Below are 20,048 nucleotides of genomic sequence, written 5' to 3'. Positions count from 1 at the left end.
TGAGAGTCAACTTCGGTTGAAGCGAAAATGGTTTCACCGCGTCCGTCATCGGACGGATTCACATTCGTCGGTAAAGGTATAACGAGACTGGGCGCGGGATCGAAGAATGCACCCGCGCGGGTATAATCGACAATCCCTGTACCGTTTTTCTGTTTAACGGAAACGCCGTGATCACTCTGTGATGCAAACGCACCAGAAATAAAGTCTATGCCGTATCCGAGGCCAAAGGGCGCTGGTAAGCTGCCTGTGAACTGAATCTCCAGTAGATTTTGTTCGTAATAATCCGGCTCATCTGTACCGAAATTGATGAAATCAATTGGTGAGAAATCACCATCGATGGCGTAGGGACTGACCACCTCAGACCAACCGCCAATAACTTGTGCGCTCAGATTGCTAAATACGCCAAAGTCACCGATATCCAAAGCATATTTAAGATTGACTGAACGGGTGTCGCGGTCTGAGAAAGTGTCCCGATCCATTGACAGGGTATCATTGTATGCATCAGCCTCGACAGCGGGGTCGTGTTCACGGAATACCACTAGTGATTTTTCCGTCGCTTTTTTGAGCTGTAATATTAGACCCAATTCTCGTTGCTTGGACTGCCACGCATTGAGTAACAGACTGGAGCTGTCGTTAATAAACCACTTGAGCTTTAGTCGGCTTGAAAGGTCGCTTACGTGATTTTGTTCATTGTCGCGGGCGGTATTGTGAACATGCCAGTCGCGATCATTGTAGCGAACCGAGACACGTCCAGCTAAGACATTATCGATAATTGAAAAAGAGCTGCCAGCTTCGACGCTTACGGTGTCGTAGCTCGCTGCTGCGGTACTGATAAAGCCGCTATTGTCAAAGTCAGGGTCCCGGGTGGTGAAATTTAATACCCCTGCGATGGTGTTTTTGCCAAAGAGTGTTCCCTGTGGACCGCGCAGTACTTCCATGCGCTCAAGGTCAAAAAATGCGTCGTTGATATAGGATGAACGGCCATAGAAAACACCGTCAATAGAGAGTCCTACCGACGGCTCAAGGCCGCGTCCCAAGGGCGGGGTGCCGAAGCCGCGAATGGTGAGTACCGGAGCATAGCCTAGGGCGGTGCTAAATTTGACGTTTGGTGTGTACTGTACCAATTCGCCAACATCTGTACTGCCGAGGTCGCCAATAAAGTCTCGATCAAAGCTGGAAACAGATACAGGAACGTCTTGAAGGCTTTCCGTTTTTTTCTGGGCCGTAACAAAGACTTCCTCAATTATCCGAGATTTACTTTGGTCAGCGGTATTTGACCCTGCAGCTGCGAGTAAGCTTGAGCTAAATATTGTCGCGCTAACTACCGCGCCTAGCCGATCAATTTTAATCATTCCTCACCTCTTACGAGCCTTAAATTACGCAGGGTTCGCGTACATTGCCATTATTATCAAGTGCCAATTTTTCGAGATGCACCGTGTTATCAATAGTGCTTGGCGGGTAAGTCAATTACCACGACCTAGCAAGTCGGGTAGTCGCAACAGCCACGGAGATGGATTTATAGTGTTTCGCTAAATCTCTATATTTTATTATAAAAATCAAATGCTTAACGTTTGTCGTGAGAGACGCTGCGCAATGGTGACGCGAGCCTGGTTTACTGCGCAACGTCAGAGCTAAGTCAATTCCTGTGCCGCATGTAATTTCAGGTCGATTTCCTGTTTGTTTTTAGCGATTACCTTGAGCACCTCTCGGTGGCCGGCAGAGCTTAGTGGGTAGCGCGACGATATTGCGATCGTCAACATAAATAGTGCGAGGAGCACTGGGCCGGCCAGTATCGCTAAATTACTTACCGCTGCGGCAGGCATGTCGCCGGGTAAGGTGTTTTTCGGGAAATTAATGATATCCAATGCGACACCCGCAAAAAAACTGCCTAATCCGAAGCTCGCCTTGGTTGCTAGGGAGCGGGCAGCAAAGAATAATCCTTCTTCACGCTTAGCGGTGTGCTGTTCGTGAACATCAATGGTGTCTGACAACATGGAGTCAAGCATAATGATGTAGGCAATAAAGAAGGATTGCGCTATGGCATTGCCGATAAAAACAATCGTTAAGCGCGAGGAAATCGATAGGGGCTGGAATAAGTCTAAAAAATACAGAAAAAATGGGAATGCCGCTATGACGCCACCCGCAAACGCGCACACCGCGAGGGTGTTCTTTTTGTCGATCTTAGTTGAGAGACGCTGAGCAATCGCCGGTGCGAGGAAAATACTGAAAATAACCGATGAAGAAAGAATGGCTAAGTGATCAGAGGTAAATTCAAAGATATAGCTGCTTACGTATAGTAATAAGGTCTGGCTCACGCCAGCCACAACCATAAACATTAATGTTGCTAGGAAAAGGATCCTAAACGCGTGCTCTTTTAAGGTCACAAACACCGCTACAAAACCAAAAAATGGGCTTTTGGCAAGGGGATCGTGTACCGCCTTTGAGAGGCCGGGGATCACGCTGCGAGTGCTGAAAACCGATATGAGCATCACCGCCATACCCATTATCCCGACAAAAGCGCCAAAAGACGCATAGCTGTCGGCATTTAACATGCCATTTTGATACATGTCGGTAGACGGAAAAAACAGAGCAAAACCTAAGACTGTGGTCACAAGTACGCCGGCGTAGGAGAAAAATACCCGGTAGCCGATGAGCTTGGTACGCTCGTGATAGTCCCTTACCATTTCCGCGCCGAGGGACAGGTGGGGGACAAAAAAGAATGTCAGCATTAGTCGAACGGCGATAGCCCACGCTAACATCCATGAAAACAATGCCATCTCACTCATTCCTGCCGGGGGACTAAACAGGGCAATCATGGCTGCGGCAAATGGGATGGCGCCGGCAAGCATGAAGGGATGGCGACGGCCCCAACGGGAGTTGAATCGATCCGATATTTGGCCAATCATCGGGTCGGTAACGGCATCGACGATGAGGGCGAGCAGTGCGGCCATTCCTGCCAAGCTACCAGAAAGGCCAAGTACCTGGTTGTAATAAAAAAACAAGAAGGTACTAAACGCAGCCGTTTTGATTCCGTCGGCAGCCTGGCCGATGCCGTAGCCAATTTTCAAGGACGTTTTCAATGTTAATTACCACAGTGAGTTAAGTGTTATTGTTGCCCAGTTTGGCAATCTTTCTATATTGGTGATTTACCCTTAGTACTCATCAACAAGCAGGATATACGCTTGGTCTAGGATAAGTGGGTGCTGCCTTTCATCGCATTACATGCGCCAGCGTTAGGATGTTACACCCAATGTCATGTGTGACCACGACGTGGGGTGTCCAGTAGGGGTGGATTGCAGATTGCGAGTGTCAGAGGTAGTATGAATTCCGATTGTTATCAGTAGGATGGGCTTAGATTATCGAGCAGCGATCAGATTACGCCTTTTCCCGGTTTTTGAAGTTTTGGCGGCGGGTACACCAGCTTAGTCAAGAGGAGCTAGCCGCGCGTCTAGATAGCTCGCCGCGGCATATTAGTCGCTTGGAAACGGGAACGTGCCGCGCCAGTGAAGCCATTGTGCTGCAAATCGGCGAGGTTCTTGCGCTTGGGAAGCGCGATCTAAATCACCTGTTAATTTCGGCGGGCTACGCGCCACTGGCCGAGCGAATAGATTTTAACTCCTCGGACCTGCGCTGGTTACGTAAAGCCATGGTTTTAACCCTGCGCGCCTTAGACCCCCACCCAGCGACCCTAGTCGACAATGATTCCCAGATATTGATGGTGAACAAAGGCTTTGTGAATTTGTTTACCCAGGTGGTTCCTGCGTCATTGCTGGCACAAATTACCAATAATTATGACTTTGTCTTTGGTCGTAGTAGCAGCGATAGCATGGTAAAGGACTGGGAAGACACTGTTTCCGCGATTATTATGGCGGGCCAGCAGGCTGCTTTATTTAGTAATAACCCCGATGATCAAGCCCAGATTGACAGCTTGCTCGAGCGCAGCGGCGTACCGACAGATTGGGCGCAACGCGCGGCTAAAATGGAGCCAAGGTCCAGTTTTAGGGTGCAAATTGATTTGCGCGGTGAAGTTCAGAACTTTTTTAATGTCAGTACTATTGTCGGGTCCTTGGGGCCCGCGGCCTTTGTATCCGATCCGCGCCTGACCATTAATATACTCTACCCCGAAGACGATAATCTCGATTTAAGCTTTCCCGCTGACGCGGATATACGCCACCCACTTTTGTTTTACTAAATTTGGCGTATTTGTCGCACACAATCAGTTTCACGCCCTTACCGGGCGTCATCTCCCGCTTCTTTTCAGCCTATTGCGACTTTATAGACTTGCTGTGTCGTGGTGGTCTGCTGTCGACATGCGTAACAATGTTTCCCGTCATTGCGAGCTTGCTAAAAAGGCCGTTGCGCCGCCTCGCATAAAACCTGATTGCCTTGGGTTGTAAATATCAATAAAACGGGAAAGAGCCATGTTTACCTTGGATCCACATCAAAGCTACATGATGCCCGCCCATTTTGGGCCGCGTTATATTGGCGAAAAAACCTCCGGTTGGTATCACGATGTTACTGCGATGGTCGTTTCGTACAAAACTGACCGCGAGAAGCTCGCGGCCTATTTGCCCGATGCATTCGAGGTGGCGGACGACGCTATCGTCTCGGTTTTTTACGCTTGCAATAAAAAGGTCGATTGGCTGGCAGGGCGGGGCTATAACCTTTTAGGGGTCAACGCTCAGGTTGTTTTTAAAGGCGACAAGGAGCGCTTGGTCGGTACCTATAGCTTGGTGATGTGGGAAAACCTTACCGATGCGATTCTTTCTGGTCGCGAGCTCCAAGGCATACCTAAAGTGTTTGCCGACATACCGGATCACCGGGTTGATAATGGCCGTTGGCAGGTTGGCGCTTCGCATTTTGACAACCCCATTGTCGATATGACAATCGATAGTCTGGTTAAGGTCAGCACCGACGATGTTGAGGCACAGTTAAAAGCTGACGCCGCGAAGGATAATCCTATGGCGTGGCGCTTTCTCCCCGCCGTTGGCGGCTTTGGGCCGCCAGCGGTGAATGAAGTGACCTTATTTCCATCGAAGAATGAGTACAGCGAAGTATTTGTGGGTCGCGGCGAACTCAACTGGGAAAATTTGACCTGGGAACAGAACCCCACGCAATACCACATTGTGAACGCATTGGCGGGCTTACCGGTGCTGGAGTACTTGCCCGCCCTAGTTACGCGGGGCCGCACAAATTTAAGTTTACCTGAGCGCTGGTCGCGGACCTTATCACGGTGATCCACGCACGGGAGACGCGTTAATATGCAAATTGCTGAAATAAAAACGGTGTGCTTTATAGGCGCCGGTACGATGGGACGCTTTAACGCCTTGATGGCTGCTGCCGCAGGTTATGAGGCTATTCTTTTCGACGTGTCGAGCGCGGTGCTCGATGAGACCCGCGAGCAGATTGGCACAATGGCAGCGATGCTGGTGCATGTCGGATTTTTCAGTGAAGATGACATTCACACCGCAGTTCAAAATATACGCATTGAACCAGAATTAGCCTTGGCGGTGCAAAACGCTCAGTTGATTAGCGAGTCTGTTGCTGAGCGCCTTGATATCAAACGCACTGTGCATCAACAGCTTGAAGCGCTGTGCCCTCCGACGGCGATTCTCACCACGAATACCAGCACGCTATTGGTATCGCAAATAGAAAGATCGCTCGCGGGTAGCAGGCAATTTGCCGCGTTACATTCACATTTGGGTGCAAGGTTAATTGATATCGTGCGGGGCACTCACACTAGTGCTGAGACCGTCGATATATTGCGACGTTACGTTTTGAGTATTAACGGCGTGCCCTTGATCCTAAAAAAGGAAAACCCCGGGTATGTGCTCAATACCCTGCTAGGCTCGCTATTGGGTATGGCGCTGGGGCTGATGTTGGATGGTGGTATTCCGATAGAAGATATTGATCGGGCTTGGATGCAGGGTGCCAAAGCGCCGATGGGTCCCTTTGGCATGATAGACCTTTTTGGTCTGGATGTGGTGCACGATAGCTGGGCCCACCAGCAGAGTGATCCGCAAAATGCGGCGCTGCGGACAAAGGTTATTGCGCTCTTGTCTTCACATATTAATGCCGGCAATTTGGGGATGAAATCAGGGCAGGGCTTTTATCAATATCCTGCACCTAGCTATGAAAATGCTGACCTTGTCTCTGACGCGACCGGCGAGGATCTCTATAAAATTTTGGCGGGAACGGTCATCGAACAAGCAGTGCTCCTCGCCAAAAGCGATGTGGCGAGCAGCAGTGACATCGACCGGGCCTGGATGTGTGGTACTGGTGCGCTGCAGGGGCCATTTGGTGATCTTGATGAGCAGGGCATCACGACGTTTTTACAGGGCTACCGCAGCTATCGTGACCTGGGCATATTTACCCCAGCAAAGGCTGAGGTGGTTGAGGGTTTTCTCTCTGCACAAGTGGCTTCAGGTAAATCAGGAAGAGAAGAGGGACGGGGATTTTATGATTACCCAGCGCCGTTGTTTGAACGCCCTGAGTTTCTGCGCGGGGAAGCCATTTAAGGTTTAACGAATTTCTCGCATGGATTCCACGAACTAATAATATTGAGCAAATTTATGGAAGACACACTCCTAAAGATAAAAAATAGTATCGCAAGCTTTACCGCCACCGGTGCTGACTTTGAAACCCTGCCGCAAACTGTAAACGGCGTGCTCTACGATGTTTACAAAAATGCGCCCGCCAATTTACGCGACCTTTATCAAGTGTGTTTGGCCTACGATGATAAGACTTTTCTTGTTTATCAAGAACAGCGCCTGAGCTTTCGCCAAACCTATGAGCGTGCAGCGGCACTTGCGGCAGCCATGGCAAAGGACTTAGGTGTCGGTAAGGGGGATCGCGTCGCGATTGCTATGCGCAATAATCCTGAATGGATTTTAAGCTTTATGGCAATCACCGCGCTGGGCGCTGTGGCCGTGCCAATGAACGCGTGGTGGACCAGCGAGGAATTAAAATACGGCCTGCAAGATAGTGGCGCGCGTGTTGTTGTGGTCGATCAACAGCGCCTCGATCGTATAAAGCCATTTCGCGGTGAGTTGGCTTTGACGCTCGTTCTTGCCGCGAGTACGCCGCCAGTGAGTGAGGATGCCAATGTCTATGATTTTTCTGATCTTGCAAATCGCTACCCTGAAGCGACGATGCCTACCATCGACATCGCAGCCGATGACGACGTAAGTATTCTATATACCTCGGGGTCTACCGGGCACCCCAAGGGTGTTGTCTCAACGCATCGGGGAATTATCAGTTCCCTAATGAGCTGGGTGCTACTTGGCGCTGCGGCTGCAGCGATTGAGGATGATGAAGCAGAGAATACCGCGCCGCCAGAGGATGCTGTGGCGCTATTAACTGTGCCTCTGTTCCACGTAACGGGTTCCCATAGCTTATTTTTATTGTCTATCGTCATCGGTCGGAAGCTGGTGATGATGTACAAATGGGACCCTCAGGAAGCCCTTGCGCTTATTGAACGGGAGAAAATTACCTATGTAAATGGTGTGCCGACGGTCTCCCAAGAATTACTCGACGCCGCGGAAAAAAGTGATCGTGACCTATCTAGCCTGCGCGAACTCTACTCTGCTGGGGCCGCACGGCCACCGGAGCATGTCCGTAGAATAAGTGAGGGGTTCAATCTCACCCCAGGCAGCGGCTACGGTTTAACTGAGACTAACGCCGTTGGCGCTGTGAATATGGGCGTAACCTATATTCAGCGCCCCGCTAGTGTGGGTATTCCATCACCGGCGGTGACGCAAATTAAAATTATCGACGAGTGCGGCGCCAGCCTTGCTGTGGGTGAACGGGGCGAAATCTGTATAAAAAGTCCGTCCAACGCCCGGGGCTATTGGCATAAGCCTGAGGCTACTGCAGCCGCTTTTGTGAGTGGCTGGTTTCACACCGGTGATATCGGTTTTATCGACGAAAATGGCATGTTATCTATCGTTGATCGCATTAAAGATATTATCATTCGCGGCGGTGAGAACATCAGCTGCAGTGAGGTGGAGGCGGCGATTTATGCTTGCCCAGATGTCGCAGAAGTCGCGGTCTTTAGCCTGCCGGACGATCGTTTGGGTGAGATTGTCGCCGCAGTTATTTATATGAAGGCGGGGAAGAAAATAAGCGCCGAGGCGTTGACGGAACTGTTAAAACAAAATCTTGCCAGCTATAAGATTCCAGCTTTTATTCAGTTTAGCGATACGCCGCTGGCCCGAACGGCGACGGATAAAATATTTAAGCGGCAGATAAAAGAGCAGGTCTTAGCGACGCTTAACTAAAAAGTCTCTGTTATCTAATGAGTGGCGATGTCGGACCAGCAATATGGATGGTGCATGCTGACTCGCCCAGCCCAGCCTTACCTCCCCATGAGCTACTATTCCTAAAGCCGGTTTTTTGGCTGTTTTTACATGTTATTTGGAAATTGTCTTAGCTAGACATCCCATGTCATGGTCTAGGCGCGAGCTTGTCGCCACTATAGTGTTTTGATTAATGAACAAGGTAGGGCAATGACTTTACCGATTTAGGGCAGCTAACGATGAGTAATTACAAAGCACCAGTTCGTGATATTCAATTTGTTCGTAACGAAGTATTGGATTTCGACACCCATTATCGCGGTCTTGGTTTGCACGACGTCAATGCCGAATTGTGTGATGCTATTCTGTTAGAGGCTGCTAAATTTGCGGAAAATGAATTGGCGCCTTTAAATCGCAGTGGTGATGAAGAAGGTTGTCAGTTAACTGCAAATGGTGTTCAGGCACCGAAAGGTTTTAAAGCGGCCTATGAAAAATACTGTGAGGGTGGCTGGCCGTCATTAAGTGCGCCCGAAGAGTTTGGCGGTCAGGGTTTACCGGGATCAGTCGATATGATGGTCGGGGAGTTAATGGGGCAGGCCAATCAATCTTGGTCGATGTACCCTGGTTTAAGCGGTGGCGCGCGGGCGACAATATATGCCCACGGCACTGACGAGCAAAAAGCACTGTACTTACCAAAGCTGATCGAGGGAGCATGGACTGGCACGATGTGCTTGACCGAGCCTCAGTGTGGTAGTGATTTAAGCTTCCTGCGGACTAAGGCCGAGCCTCAGGGTGACGGCAGTTATCGGGTGACGGGCACTAAAATTTTTATTTCCTCAGGTGATCACGACCTCGCTGAGAATATTGTACATATTGTTCTTGCTCGCCTGCCGGACGCGCCCGCTGGCACCAAGGGAATTTCTCTGTTTATTGTCCCGAAATATTCTCCTAACGATGATGGCTCTCTGGGTGAGCGTAACGCGGTGAACTGCGGGGCGCTTGAACATAAAATGGGCATACATGGCAACGCTACCTGCGTCATGAATTTTGACGGTGCAAAGGCATTTTTGATCGGCGAAGAAAATCGCGGCTTAGCGTGTATGTTTACTTTCATGAACGGCGCCCGCGTGGGGACAGCCGTGCAGGGGATTACCCACGCTGAGCTGGCTTTGCAGGGTGCTTGGCGCTATGCCAGCGAGCGCGAAGCGGGCAGAGCGCTGACGGGGATAAAAAGCCCAGATCGCCCGGCTGATTTATTAATTGTTCACCCCGATGTGCGGCGCATGCTGCTCACTATTCGCGCTTTTGCCGAAGGCAACCGCGCGCTGGCCCATTTTCTTATTAAATATATTGATGTAAGTGCCTACTCTAAAGATCCGGATTTGGTCGCGAAGGGCGATAAGATGCTGGCAATGCTAACGCCGATTGCCAAAGGTTTTATGACTGAAAATGGCTTGGAAGCGGCCAACCTAGGCATGCAAGTGTTCGGTGGTCATGGCTATATCCGCGAGTGGGGCATGGAGCAAAATGTCCGTGACGCGCGCATTAGTACTTTGTACGAAGGCACCACGGGTATTCAGTCGCTGGATTTATTGGCCCGTAAAGTCATGGGTTCTGGCGGCGAACTGCTGAACTTACTAGCCGGCGAGATTAAGGCAAGTTTGGCGGATCTTAATGACGATGAATTTACGCCGGTGTTACTCAAAGCCTTGGCGGAATGGCAGGTAATTACTGCTGAAGTTGGCGCGGCATGCGCGGATGATGTGAACGAGCTAGGTTCAGCAGCTGTTGATTACCTTATGATGGGCGGCTATATCGCATTGGCGTGGATGTGGACGAAAATGGCCGTTGTGGCCAAACAGAAATTATCTGAAAAAGAGGATAGTTTTTACCGCTGCAAATTGGCTACCGCGCGCTTTTATTTTCAGAAAATTCTGCCGCGTACGCTAACCCACGCCGCCTTAATTCGCGCAGGCGCCGAGTCGGTGATGAGTTTGACCGACGACGATATACTGAGCTATCAGCAATAGGAACCTATTATGAATGGCGAATTGAATTTAGGTATCAACGGGCTTTTTTCCCTTAATGGTAAAGTCGCGCTGATTACAGGTGGCTCACGGGGCATTGGTCGCATGATGGCTCAAGGCCTGCTTCAAGCTGGTGCGCGGGTGTACATCTCTGCTCGCAATGCGCAAGCATGTAATACTGCAGCGGCAGAGTTGAGCGAATTTGGTGAGTGCTTTGCGATATCCGCCGATGTGGGGAGCGCAGAGGGGCGGGGGCATTTATGCAGTACTCTACAAGCCCGGGAGTCTCAGCTGGATATATTGATTAATAATGCGGGCACGGCTTGGGGCGCGGACTTCGAAAATTATCCCGAGTCGGCTTTTGAAAAACTAATGAACTTAAATGTGACCGCGGTGTTTGCATTGACGCGAGATTTAACGCCACTTTTGGTCGCCGGTGCCTCGCAAATGGATCCTGCCCGGGTGATCAATATCGGCTCCATTGACGGGCTTCATATTCCCAGCGTTCACCGCACCGGCACCTACGCTTACACGGCGAGTAAAGCCGCAGTGCATCACCTCACCCGGCATCTCGCGGTTGAACTTGGCCCACAGTTTATTACGGTTAATGCGGTCGCACCGGGCTTTTTCCCCAGCAAAATGACCGATCACGTATTTGGTGAATTTGGCGAAGATGTCGCCGCGAATAGCTTGTTAAAGCGCGCAGGGCAGGCCGAAGAAATGGCCGGTATCGCAATTTATTTAAGCTCTCGGGCGGGTGCCTACACTCATGGTACCGTGATACCCGTTGATGGTGGTACGTCGATAAACTCCCAGCACGTCATTAGCGATTAGGCAATATTGTCATCGCATAATCACTGCTAAACGGGTGCCAGCGCTATAAAAAAGATTTAATGCGCCTCAGTTGGCTATTAAGCTTGTTTTGCTAGTGGTCGACTCCTGCCGCGGCGCAGCGCCATACTGCTCTCGGTATTGCTTGGGTGTTGCTCCTGTCCACTTCTTAAACGACCGTATAAATGCGCTGGGCTCTGAGAAGCCCAGTAGATAAGAAATACTTTTTACGTCCTTATTGTCGTGTAATAAATAGCCAATTGCGGTGTCTCGAATTAATTCATTTTTAATTAGCCGATAATCGCAACCCTCTTGGCGTAGTCGCCGCCGCAGTGTTTGCGGCGTAATACCCAAAGTGTCTGCTAGGACATCGTAACTGGGAACACTCGGTAAAGACTTTTTGATGACGGTCCGTATTTGCTCGGTATAGCTACTGGCGCGGGTGTTGCTGTGTAAAAATTCATAGGGCACCTTGCTTAGGTAATCTTCTAGCTCTTGGCTTGAGCGCAGCACGGGTAATTTAAGCAGTTTTTTGTCAAAAATAATCTCACAGTGAGGCTGGTTAAAGCGAGTGTCACTAAAAAACAAATAGTGGTATTCGCCACTGTGGGCGGGGGTCGCGTAGTTTAGGTTGACTCTGCTCAGGGGGATAGGGCTGTTGGTGAGCCAGCACAGGAAGCGATGGTTAACCATTAATAATTGCTCGTAAACCCAGTTACTCAGCACCACACCGTATTCAGCTTCGACGCGATAGTGAATGTTTTCGCCGCGATGGAGGAGAGTCAGTCTAAACCCAAAATCGAATAAATTATAAAAGCCGACATTGCGCTCGATAGCTTGTTGTAAGTCATTTGCGGTTTGCATATAGCGGGCGAGAATATTAAACGTACCACGTTTTTGTGGACGCAAATAATGTCCCATGCCCTCGTCGCCAGTGGCGTCGGTAATCCATTTGTTGAGTTGCGATAGTTGTGTCGGGCTGACTCTTGCTTGGGGACTGTCTATCGCGGCTGGGTCTACACCCGCCCGGCGCAGGAGTTCATCGCAATAGCGCGGGGCTAAGCCGCAGCCTGACACCATATTGCGTATAAACGCGATTGAGATGGTCCTGTTTTCCATACATTTCCTGGGTGGGGCCGGGCAGTCACGCAGTATCGCGGCGCTATTATCAATTGCTAAGTCTTGTCCCGTTCTGGGTTTTGTTTTGTAACATAATGTCTATTGGATGTCATTGCTTGTCATTGCCTAGCAGGGGGATAAAGGCGACTCTCTACGCTTAGCGGTAAGCACTGCTCAAACGGGTTGCGTCAGTAGACCGGCGTCAGCTTCGACGAGTGGATACCCGTAGAATTTTTTTGCGGGCTAAGTGAGGCTTACTGATAACAATAAAATGCTAACTTCATGGGATTCATCATTATGTTGCCGCGTAATTTCACCGAAGAACAAGTCATGTTTCGCACGGCCTACCGCAAATTTTTGGAGCAAGAAATTGCACCGCACACTGAGCGGTGGCGGGAACAAGGTATTGTTGACCGAGAGGCTTTTCAGCGTGCCGGTGAGCAGGGCTTTTTAATGATTTGGCCTGACGAGCAATATGGCGGCATGGGCGATCGAGACTTTCGCTTTGAGCAAATTATTATTGAAGAAACCAGTCGTATCTATGCTGGTGACTGGGCGAATACCCTGCATAGTCGTTTGGTCGGCCCGTATATTGATCGCTTTGGCAATGATGAACAGAAGGCGCGTTTGCTGCCAAAGTGTGTGAGCGGCGAAACTATTCTTGCGATTGCAATGACTGAACCAGATGCGGGCTCTGATCTTGCCGGTATGCGCGCCCATGCCAAGGATATGGGCGATTACTGGCTATTGAATGGCACGAAGACTTATATCACTAACGGGATCAATTCTGACGTGGTGATTGTGGCGGCGAAAACCGATCCCGATAACAACCCCCACGCCGTTGGCTTGTTTTTGGTAGAGCGCGGTATGGAAGGCTTCGAGCGCGGTCGCAATCTGAAGAAAATGGGTATGAAGGCGCAGGATACCGCTGAGTTGTTTTTTACCGATGTACAAATACCCAAAGAGAACGTCTTAGGAGACCCCAGTCACGGCTTTATTTACCTAATGCAGGGCCTGGCTGAAGAGCGTTTAATTGGTGCCTGTGGATTTTTATCTGGCGCACACAAAGCCTTTGAGGTGACCAGAGAGTTTACTCAGCAGCGTAAGGTGTTTGGTAAGCCGCTGTCGAAAATGCAAAACACGGAATTTAAGATGGCGGATTTGCGCACTGAGTTGGATGTAGCGCAGGCCTATGTCGATCAATGTGTGGCAGCCCACAACGCGGGCGCCTTGACCTCAGAAGACGCGGCGAAAGCCAAACTGTTTACCAGCGAGCTATTGTGCAAAATGGTGGATGAAGGGGTGCAGTTGCATGGCGGGGCAGGTTATATGGACGAATATCCCATAAGCCGTATGTATACCGACGCGCGGATTACCCGCATTTTTGCCGGGAGTTCAGAAATTATGAAACTGATTATTGGCCGCGATTTGTATTCAGATAAATTTACCTCGTTTTTTGAATAAACCGCGCTAACACGTTATCAACAGCAAAGAGATACACACTATGCACGCTAAATTTAATGCCGATGAGCTGGCATTCCAGAGTGAAGTGCGCAGCTTTATGCGGGACAACTACACCCCCGAGCTGGCCGCCCGTATTCATCACCCCGATACGTTTCGCGATGCCAGTATTGAGTGGCAGAAATGCTTGGACAGCAAAGGTTGGGCAGCGCACGGTTGGCCGGTAGAGCACGGCGGGCAGCCATGGAGTGCAACCCAAAAATACATTTACAGCACTGAACTGGCTGCAGCGGGCGCGCCTGACGTGGTCCCGATGGGCATAAAGATGGTGGCGCCAGTGTTGTACAGCTACGCCTCTGAAGAGCAAAAGCAGCGTTTTTTACCGCCAACGAAGTCCTCTGATATTTGGTGGTGTCAGGGCTATTCTGAGCCCGGTGCGGGCTCAGATTTAGCGGCATTGCAAACCAAGGCTGTGCGCGACGGTGATGATTATTTGGTCACCGGCACCAAAATCTGGACGACCTATGCACAGTACGCGGATTGGATATTTTGTCTGGTGCGCACCAGCAACGAGGGTAAGCCCCAGCAGGGTATTAGCTTCTTACTCATTGATATGAATAGCCCCGGCGTGAGTGTGTCGCCGATTATCTCAATTGATGACGAGCACCACCTCAATGAGGTCAGTTTTGATAATGTACGGGTGCCGATTGCGAACCGCATTGGTGAAGAAAATCAGGGTTGGACTTACGCCAAAGCCTTGCTCACCTACGAGCGCACGGCATTGTCTGGCGTCGCTTACTGCAAGCGTACCTTGGCGAATATTCGCGAGTTGGCAGCCCAGAGTCATAATCAATCGCCAAGCTTACTTAGCTCAGCTGATTTCCAAGCGCGGCTGGCTGATGTTGAAATGGAAGTGATGGCCCTAGAGTTTCTCGAATTGCGGGTGTTGAGTGCCATTGATAGCGGTGGGGCGCCCGGTATGGAATCGTCGCTACTGAAGTTAAAGGGCACGGAAATGCAGCAAGCCGTTCAGAGTCTGCAGTGGGATGTGGCCGCGAGTTTTGGTGGCATGCTGCCCTTGGCACAAGGAGCGGATGCGCAGTGGCAAAGTACCGGCAATATGGCGCGGCGCAGCTATATGTTTGGCCGAGCCTGTACGATTTACGGCGGCAGCAACGAAGTGCAGCGCAATATCATCGCTAAATTCGCACTGGGCCTATAGGGCCAAGCAGGAGAGATAGAATGGATTTTTCGCTAACAGAAGAACAACTCATGCTCAAAGACAGCGTGACGAAATTTATGTCTGGCAATTACAGCCCGGAGCAGCGCAACGCGATTATCAAGCAGGCTAATGGCGCGGGTCATTGGTCGAGCTTTGCTGAGTTGGGATGGCTCACGGTGCCTTTTGCTGAAGAGCAGGGTGGTTTTGGCGGCAGTATTGTTGATACCTGTGTGCTCATGGAAGAATTTGGCAAGGTTTTGGTGGTTGAACCCTATTGGCCCAGTATTGTATTGGCCGGACAGCTACTGGCGCGCAGTAGTAATAAGGCATTAAGCCAAAGTTTATTGCCGGGGATTATGGCGGGGGATGTGCAAGCGAGCTTTGCCTGGCTAGAGGTTCAGGGCGAGTTTCGTTTGAGCCACGTCAACAGCAGGGCCCAGCGCGACGGCGACCACTATATCCTCAATGGTGAAAAGCTGTTGGTATTAAATGCCGCAGCTGACATTATTTTACTGCCCGTGCGCAGTAGTGGTGAGGTGGGCAGTGAACAAGGTATTAGTCTGTTTAAAATAGATGCGCGGAACCCTGCGGTGCAACGCGAAGAAGTGGCGCTAATGGACGGCCAGCGCGCTGTGAATATTCGCTTCAGTGATCTGCGTGTGCCAGCGAGCGACATGCTTACTGCCGAAGGCGATGCCTACCCGTTAATGTTAGATGTGGTGGAGGAGGGCCTCATCGCGCTCTGCGCTGAGGCCGTTGGCGCAATGGAATATTTGTATAAGGCCACCGCAGAATACGCCAATACTCGCAAGCAGTTCGGCACGGCTATTGGTAAGTTTCAGGCCTTGCAACATCGTATGGTTGATATGTTTATGGCCACCGAGCAGTGTCGCTCACTGCTGATTCGCGCGCAGTGTTCGGTATTGGATGGCAGTGCTGAGCGCGGCAAAGATATTGCGGCGCTTAAGTCGATGGTGGGTAAATACGGCCGCAAAGTGGCCGAAGAGGCGGTGCAGCTGCACGGTGGTATGGGCGTAAGTAATGAAATGCCGATCGGTCACTACCTAAAGCGGCTGATGATGATCGACAGCTATTTCGGCAATGCCGCCAATCAGCGTCGTAAGTATTGTGAATTAAGCTACGCTTAGCGTGTTAATTGATTTGGAACAATAACAATAATTTGGAGTACGCCATGAACTTGTTTAGTAATCTTAGCGACCATACCGCCTACCACGCCAGCCGCCGTGGCGACATGATGATGGCCAGCGACAATGTTAAAACGCTCAGCTATGCGCAGGCGTGGGAGCATATCAATAGCATCGCAGCGCATATTCAGGCCGAAGGTATTGGCAAGGGCGACCGGGTCGCGATACTGGCGAAAAACTCGGTAGACAACCTCTGTATTTTTCTTGCTTGCGCACGTATCGGGGCCGTCGCTGTAGGGCTAAATTATCGCCTTACAGCGCCGGAACTGGATTTTATTGCCGGCGACGCAGAGGTAAAGCTGCTGTTCATGGATCAGGAGTTTCATTGTCTGCGTGGCGATTACCTTAATAGAATCGGCTGCGTGTGCATCGACAGCGACGAGAGCGCGCCTATTTTAGCGGCGTGGCTGGAAACCCCTGCCAGCTTGAACGAAGTGGAAATCACTGGTGACGATATTTTATTTCAAATGTATACCAGCGGCACCACGGGCTTACCGAAGGGGGTATTAATCAGTCATGGCAATGTGTTGGCCAACTCCTATCAGGCGCCGATGAGCACGGGTATTGGTTTTAGAGAGGGCGAGCGGGGGCTCGTCATTGCGCCGACATTCCACGCCGTGGGCTTAGTCGGTGCTTTATTGGGGGTGATTTATGGCGCCTCGATGATTATTCACCGAGACTACGATCCGGTCGGCATGATCGAAACCCTTGCCAAAGAACATATTAGTACTGTTGCCGTTATTCCGGTGATGCTCCAGTTCTCGCTGGCCATGGTGCCCAATATCAAGGACTACGATTTCTCTGAATTGCACACGATAAACTACGGCGCGTCGCCGATTTCAGAAACCTTATTGAAGGAGTGCATAGACGCTTTCGGTTGCGATTTTGTGCAGGGCTATGGCCAAACCGAGGCGACCATGGCATTGAGCTTTTTAACGGCAGCAGATCATCGCAAGGCTTTGGCGGGTCGCCCGGAGTTACTGCGTTCCTGCGGCCGCGCTGTGTTTGGCTCGGAAATAAAAATAGTAGGCAAAGACGGTGTGGAGTTGCCCCTGGGCGAAATCGGCGAAATTATCGCCAAAGGCCCTCAGATTATGCAGGGCTATTGGAATAATCCTGAAGCGACTCAGAAAACGGTTGTCGATGGTTGGCTGCACACCGGCGATGCGGGGCGTATGGACGAAGAGGGTTATGTTTATATTCAAGACCGCGTCAAAGACATGATTATTTCCGGCGGCGAGAATATCTACCCGGCTGAAATTGAAAACTTGCTGGTGTCCCACCCGCAGATTCAAGATGCCTCCGTGATTGGCGTGCCTGATGCCAAGTGGGGGGAGATTCCCCTCGCTGTGCTGGTTTCCGGCGGCCAGCCAGAGTTGAGCGCTGAGGAGCTGAGTGAATTTTGTCGGGGCAAATTGGCGGGTTACAAAATTCCACGCAAGGTGGAATACATTGCGGCATTGCCGCGCAATCCCACCGGTAAGGTCTTAAAGAAAGACATTCGGGTGATGATGGCGGAAAAATATCCAGCAGTGAGTTAATCGGTGTGGCGGGGCACTGTAAGGAAATTCTTAATACTTTGTAACTTGAGCCTTAAGGCTGCGAGTATGACTTAAACTGTCTATATCATTAGTATTAAGGATTACTCACTCATGCTCTACCGTGTTTCGGTTGCCATAGTCTTTTCGCTGACGATGCTCGTCTCCGCCTGTGAGCAACCTAAATCGGCTGCGCCCGCCAGTGCTGAGGTCGCCAAACTGTCCGTTAATACCAAAACGCTGGACGCCGGCGATTGGCAGTTACAGTTTACCGCCTATGGTCATTTTGAATCGACCGAAGAGGTGACCATCAGTGTCGACTTTTCAGGCACCGTCGAAAAGGTCCATTTTCGCGATGGCCAAAATGTGCGGGCCGGCGATTTACTGATTGAGTTGGATAACCAAAAGCAAGGGCTTAGGGTACGGCAGTCGAAGGCTAATTTACTCCGGGCGCGGGCTGAGCTTGAAAAGTCCCGGGCCACTTACTTTCGCTATCGCGACTTGATGGCAACGGGGGCACTGTCGCGTGAGCAGCTAAAACAGGGCGAGTCTGACTATGAGCGCGCTCGCGCCTCAGTTGATGAGGCGGAAGCGGCACTGGCGCTCGCTGAGCAAGGTTTGCGGGAAACACGCATTATCAGTCCAGTAGACGGAGTGGTCGATAAGCGTTTGGTAGAATTGGGTCAAACGGTTTTACCGGGAAACCCTCTGGCGATAGTACAAGTCGCAGATACCCTGCGGGTAGTGACCTATGTGAGCGAGCGCGAGGTAAATCAATTGCGTCTCGGTGATGAGGCCAGTGTATTGTCACCGGCTGTTCCAGGACAGGAGCTCAGCGCTCGCGTTGAGCTGGTGAGTTCTGCCGCTGATCTTGAGACGGGCAATTTCACCGTTAAATTAACCGTGAGTAACCCCGAGCGGCAATTGCGTCCGGGCATGTCGGCGCAAGTCAATATGCGGGGTATTGTTCGTAAAAATGTATTGGTAGTCGATAAAAAGTATTTGGTCGACAGGAACCGCCGCCGGGTATTATTTATCTATCAAGACGGTGTGGCGCGCGAGGTGGAGCCCAGTTTTGGCGCTGGTGTCGGCGATCGATTACCGGTCCTCGCGGGAATGGCTGTCGGCGATGAGTTGATTATTAGTCATTTAGAATCATTGGTTGATGGCCGCGCGGTAAGTCGGCGCATGGGCGTCAGCGGAGCTCAGGAATGAAGGCGTTAATCAGCTTTTTTGCGCGACGCCCTTTATTGGTAAACCTGTTTTTGGTGATGGCATTTTTAGGCGGTATTGTCGCCACCCGCGCGCAGGTGTTTAGTAGCTACCCCTCGATTGATCTGGGGGTGTTTACTGTTACCACCGCTTGGCCCGGTGCCAGTGTTGAAGACGTAGAGTTATCGTTGACCGTGCCTCTGGAGGAAGAAATCCTCGAAATAGACGGGGTTGATGTGCTGCGCTCGGCCAGCATGGAGGGGGTGTCGAGTATTCTAGTGCAATCCAGCTCAAGTAATACTCGCGAGCAAAATCTTATTTTCCGCAACGACCTGCAAATGGCGATCGATCGAGCCTATCAGCGGATGCCTGCTGAAGTACCGGAAAAACCCGATTTATATATCGACGATCCTGACCGCACACCGGTTATGGAGCTGCTTATTCACGGCAATGTCGATGAAGATGTGCTGCGCAGTACGGCGCGCCGTCTGCAGGTAGACGTGCGACGGATTAGCGGTGTTGTTGGTTCTGATCGCAATGGTTACCGCCGCAAAGAAGTAAAAATACTGCTCAATCCCCAGCGGTTACAGCAATTGGGAATTGACCCCGATGAGATTGCGCAGGCTATTCGCGCTCGTAATGTCCGGGACTCCGGCGGATCGATAGAATCGACCAGCTCTGAGCGGGACGTGGTCACAGTGGGCCAGTTTCGGGAACCTCACGACGTCGAAAATGTGATTGTGAGGGTAGTTGGCCGCGATAATTTTTTGCGGGTCAAAGACATTGCCCAAGTTGTGGTGGACTACGAAGATTGGCAGGTTCAGCCCTTGGCCAATGGTGAACCGGGTATTAGCTTGCTGGTAAAAAAGGCTGCCAACGCTAACGGCTTAGCCGTTGCCAATGATTTGCGCGCCTTTGTCGAAGAGCAGCAAGCGCTGGTCCCTTTAGGCGTGGAATTAAGTGCCTTTAACGACACCACCCGCTATGCCCGCAACTTACTTGAGATGTTAACCAGCAACGCCTTGGTGGGTATGTGTTTAGTTTTTATTACCCTTATGGCGTTCTTCCCTTTTCGCTTTACGATTTGGGTAGTGGTGGGTATTCCCACCGCGATTATGCTGACGTTCATTGCAATGCCG

At 50.8% G+C, this 20,048-nt stretch carries 15 protein-coding genes; 12 read left to right on the top strand and 3 right to left on the bottom strand.

Annotated features, from left to right (window positions below; translation table 11 throughout):
* Both ABYT30_RS06385 and ABYT30_RS06380 read right to left on the bottom strand, forming a co-directional pair.
* On the bottom strand, window positions 1–1,352 hold a 1,352-nt coding region (locus ABYT30_RS06385; RefSeq protein ID WP_373095684.1), incomplete at its 3' end, for a TonB-dependent receptor.
* A gap of 279 nt (window positions 1,353–1,631) precedes the next feature.
* Window positions 1,632–3,080 (bottom strand): MFS transporter, encoded by a 1,449-nt coding sequence (locus tag ABYT30_RS06380; RefSeq protein WP_373081580.1) that lies wholly within the window; start codon window positions 3,078–3,080, stop codon window positions 1,632–1,634.
* Between the two features lie 314 nt (window positions 3,081–3,394).
* Here ABYT30_RS06380 and ABYT30_RS06375 point away from each other — a divergent pair, with 314 nt between their 5' ends.
* The 6 genes from ABYT30_RS06375 (at window position 3,395) to ABYT30_RS06350 (ending at window position 11,155) form a co-directional block, all read left to right on the top strand.
* Window positions 3,395–4,192: a helix-turn-helix domain-containing protein gene (locus ABYT30_RS06375; RefSeq protein ID WP_373081582.1), complete on the top strand. Its 798-nt coding sequence runs from the start codon at window positions 3,395–3,397 to the stop codon at window positions 4,190–4,192.
* A gap of 229 nt (window positions 4,193–4,421) precedes the next feature.
* The gene (locus ABYT30_RS06370) at window positions 4,422–5,237 is read left to right on the top strand and encodes an acetoacetate decarboxylase family protein (protein ID WP_373081583.1); all 816 of its coding nucleotides are present in this window, start codon (window positions 4,422–4,424) and stop codon (window positions 5,235–5,237) included.
* Between the two features lie 24 nt (window positions 5,238–5,261).
* Complete coding sequence (locus ABYT30_RS06365) at window positions 5,262–6,518, top strand: 3-hydroxyacyl-CoA dehydrogenase NAD-binding domain-containing protein (RefSeq protein WP_373095682.1); 1,257 nt, start codon at window positions 5,262–5,264, stop codon at window positions 6,516–6,518.
* Between the two features lie 54 nt (window positions 6,519–6,572).
* Window positions 6,573–8,279: a class I adenylate-forming enzyme family protein gene (locus ABYT30_RS06360; protein ID WP_373081587.1), complete on the top strand. Its 1,707-nt coding sequence runs from the start codon at window positions 6,573–6,575 to the stop codon at window positions 8,277–8,279.
* Between the two features lie 257 nt (window positions 8,280–8,536).
* Complete coding sequence (locus tag ABYT30_RS06355; RefSeq protein WP_373095680.1) at window positions 8,537–10,324, top strand: acyl-CoA dehydrogenase C-terminal domain-containing protein; 1,788 nt, start codon at window positions 8,537–8,539, stop codon at window positions 10,322–10,324.
* A 9-nt stretch (window positions 10,325–10,333) separates the two neighbouring features.
* Window positions 10,334–11,155: an SDR family oxidoreductase gene (locus ABYT30_RS06350; protein WP_373081592.1), complete on the top strand. Its 822-nt coding sequence runs from the start codon at window positions 10,334–10,336 to the stop codon at window positions 11,153–11,155.
* A 66-nt stretch (window positions 11,156–11,221) separates the two neighbouring features.
* On the opposite strand, the gene ABYT30_RS06345 is transcribed toward ABYT30_RS06350, so the two are convergent.
* Window positions 11,222–12,271, bottom strand: coding sequence for an AraC family transcriptional regulator (locus ABYT30_RS06345; RefSeq protein ID WP_373095678.1), 1,050 nt, complete (start codon window positions 12,269–12,271; stop codon window positions 11,222–11,224).
* Window positions 12,272–12,568: 297 nt separating this feature from the next.
* Here ABYT30_RS06345 and ABYT30_RS06340 point away from each other — a divergent pair, with 297 nt between their 5' ends.
* The 6 genes from ABYT30_RS06340 to ABYT30_RS06315 all read left to right on the top strand — a co-directional run.
* Window positions 12,569–13,735, top strand: a complete 1,167-nt coding sequence (locus ABYT30_RS06340) for an acyl-CoA dehydrogenase family protein (RefSeq protein ID WP_373095686.1) — start codon at window positions 12,569–12,571, stop codon at window positions 13,733–13,735.
* Window positions 13,736–13,775: 40 nt separating this feature from the next.
* Complete coding sequence (locus tag ABYT30_RS06335; RefSeq protein ID WP_373083674.1) at window positions 13,776–14,954, top strand: acyl-CoA dehydrogenase family protein; 1,179 nt, start codon at window positions 13,776–13,778, stop codon at window positions 14,952–14,954.
* A gap of 20 nt (window positions 14,955–14,974) precedes the next feature.
* A complete protein-coding gene (locus tag ABYT30_RS06330; protein WP_373083673.1) occupies window positions 14,975–16,102 on the top strand; it encodes an acyl-CoA dehydrogenase family protein in 1,128 nt (375 codons plus the stop codon).
* A 44-nt stretch (window positions 16,103–16,146) separates the two neighbouring features.
* Window positions 16,147–17,700 (top strand): long-chain-fatty-acid--CoA ligase, encoded by a 1,554-nt coding sequence (locus tag ABYT30_RS06325; RefSeq protein WP_373083672.1) that lies wholly within the window; start codon window positions 16,147–16,149, stop codon window positions 17,698–17,700.
* 111 nt (window positions 17,701–17,811) lie between these two features.
* Window positions 17,812–18,912: an efflux RND transporter periplasmic adaptor subunit gene (locus ABYT30_RS06320; RefSeq protein WP_373095676.1), complete on the top strand. Its 1,101-nt coding sequence runs from the start codon at window positions 17,812–17,814 to the stop codon at window positions 18,910–18,912.
* Window positions 18,909–20,048: efflux RND transporter permease subunit (locus tag ABYT30_RS06315; RefSeq protein WP_373095674.1), on the top strand; the 1,140-nt coding region annotated here is incomplete at its 3' end. The genes ABYT30_RS06320 and ABYT30_RS06315, both read left to right, overlap by 4 nt.

The organism is Zhongshania sp. (assembly GCF_041623545.1).
GTDB lineage: Bacteria > Pseudomonadota > Gammaproteobacteria > Pseudomonadales > Spongiibacteraceae > Spongiibacter.
Note: the sequence above shows the minus strand (reverse complement) of the source record. Positions and strands in the feature narration are given on the sequence as shown.

What these genes read in the sequence shown, in the direction of transcription:
- ABYT30_RS06370 (WP_373081583.1), top strand. Translation starts at nt 4,422, where the DNA reads ATGTTTACCTTGGATCCACATCAAAGCTACATGATGCCCGCCCATTTT.
- ABYT30_RS06365 (WP_373095682.1), top strand. Translation starts at nt 5,262, where the DNA reads ATGCAAATTGCTGAAATAAAAACGGTGTGCTTTATAGGCGCCGGTACG.
- ABYT30_RS06360 (WP_373081587.1), top strand. Translation starts at nt 6,573, where the DNA reads ATGGAAGACACACTCCTAAAGATAAAAAATAGTATCGCAAGCTTTACC.
- ABYT30_RS06355 (WP_373095680.1), top strand. Translation starts at nt 8,537, where the DNA reads ATGAGTAATTACAAAGCACCAGTTCGTGATATTCAATTTGTTCGTAAC.
- ABYT30_RS06350 (WP_373081592.1), top strand. Translation starts at nt 10,334, where the DNA reads ATGAATGGCGAATTGAATTTAGGTATCAACGGGCTTTTTTCCCTTAAT.
- ABYT30_RS06345 (WP_373095678.1), bottom strand. Translation starts at nt 12,271, where the DNA reads ATGGAAAACAGGACCATCTCAATCGCGTTTATACGCAATATGGTGTCA.
- ABYT30_RS06340 (WP_373095686.1), top strand. Translation starts at nt 12,569, where the DNA reads ATGTTGCCGCGTAATTTCACCGAAGAACAAGTCATGTTTCGCACGGCC.
- ABYT30_RS06335 (WP_373083674.1), top strand. Translation starts at nt 13,776, where the DNA reads ATGCACGCTAAATTTAATGCCGATGAGCTGGCATTCCAGAGTGAAGTG.
- ABYT30_RS06330 (WP_373083673.1), top strand. Translation starts at nt 14,975, where the DNA reads ATGGATTTTTCGCTAACAGAAGAACAACTCATGCTCAAAGACAGCGTG.
- ABYT30_RS06325 (WP_373083672.1), top strand. Translation starts at nt 16,147, where the DNA reads ATGAACTTGTTTAGTAATCTTAGCGACCATACCGCCTACCACGCCAGC.
- ABYT30_RS06320 (WP_373095676.1), top strand. Translation starts at nt 17,812, where the DNA reads ATGCTCTACCGTGTTTCGGTTGCCATAGTCTTTTCGCTGACGATGCTC.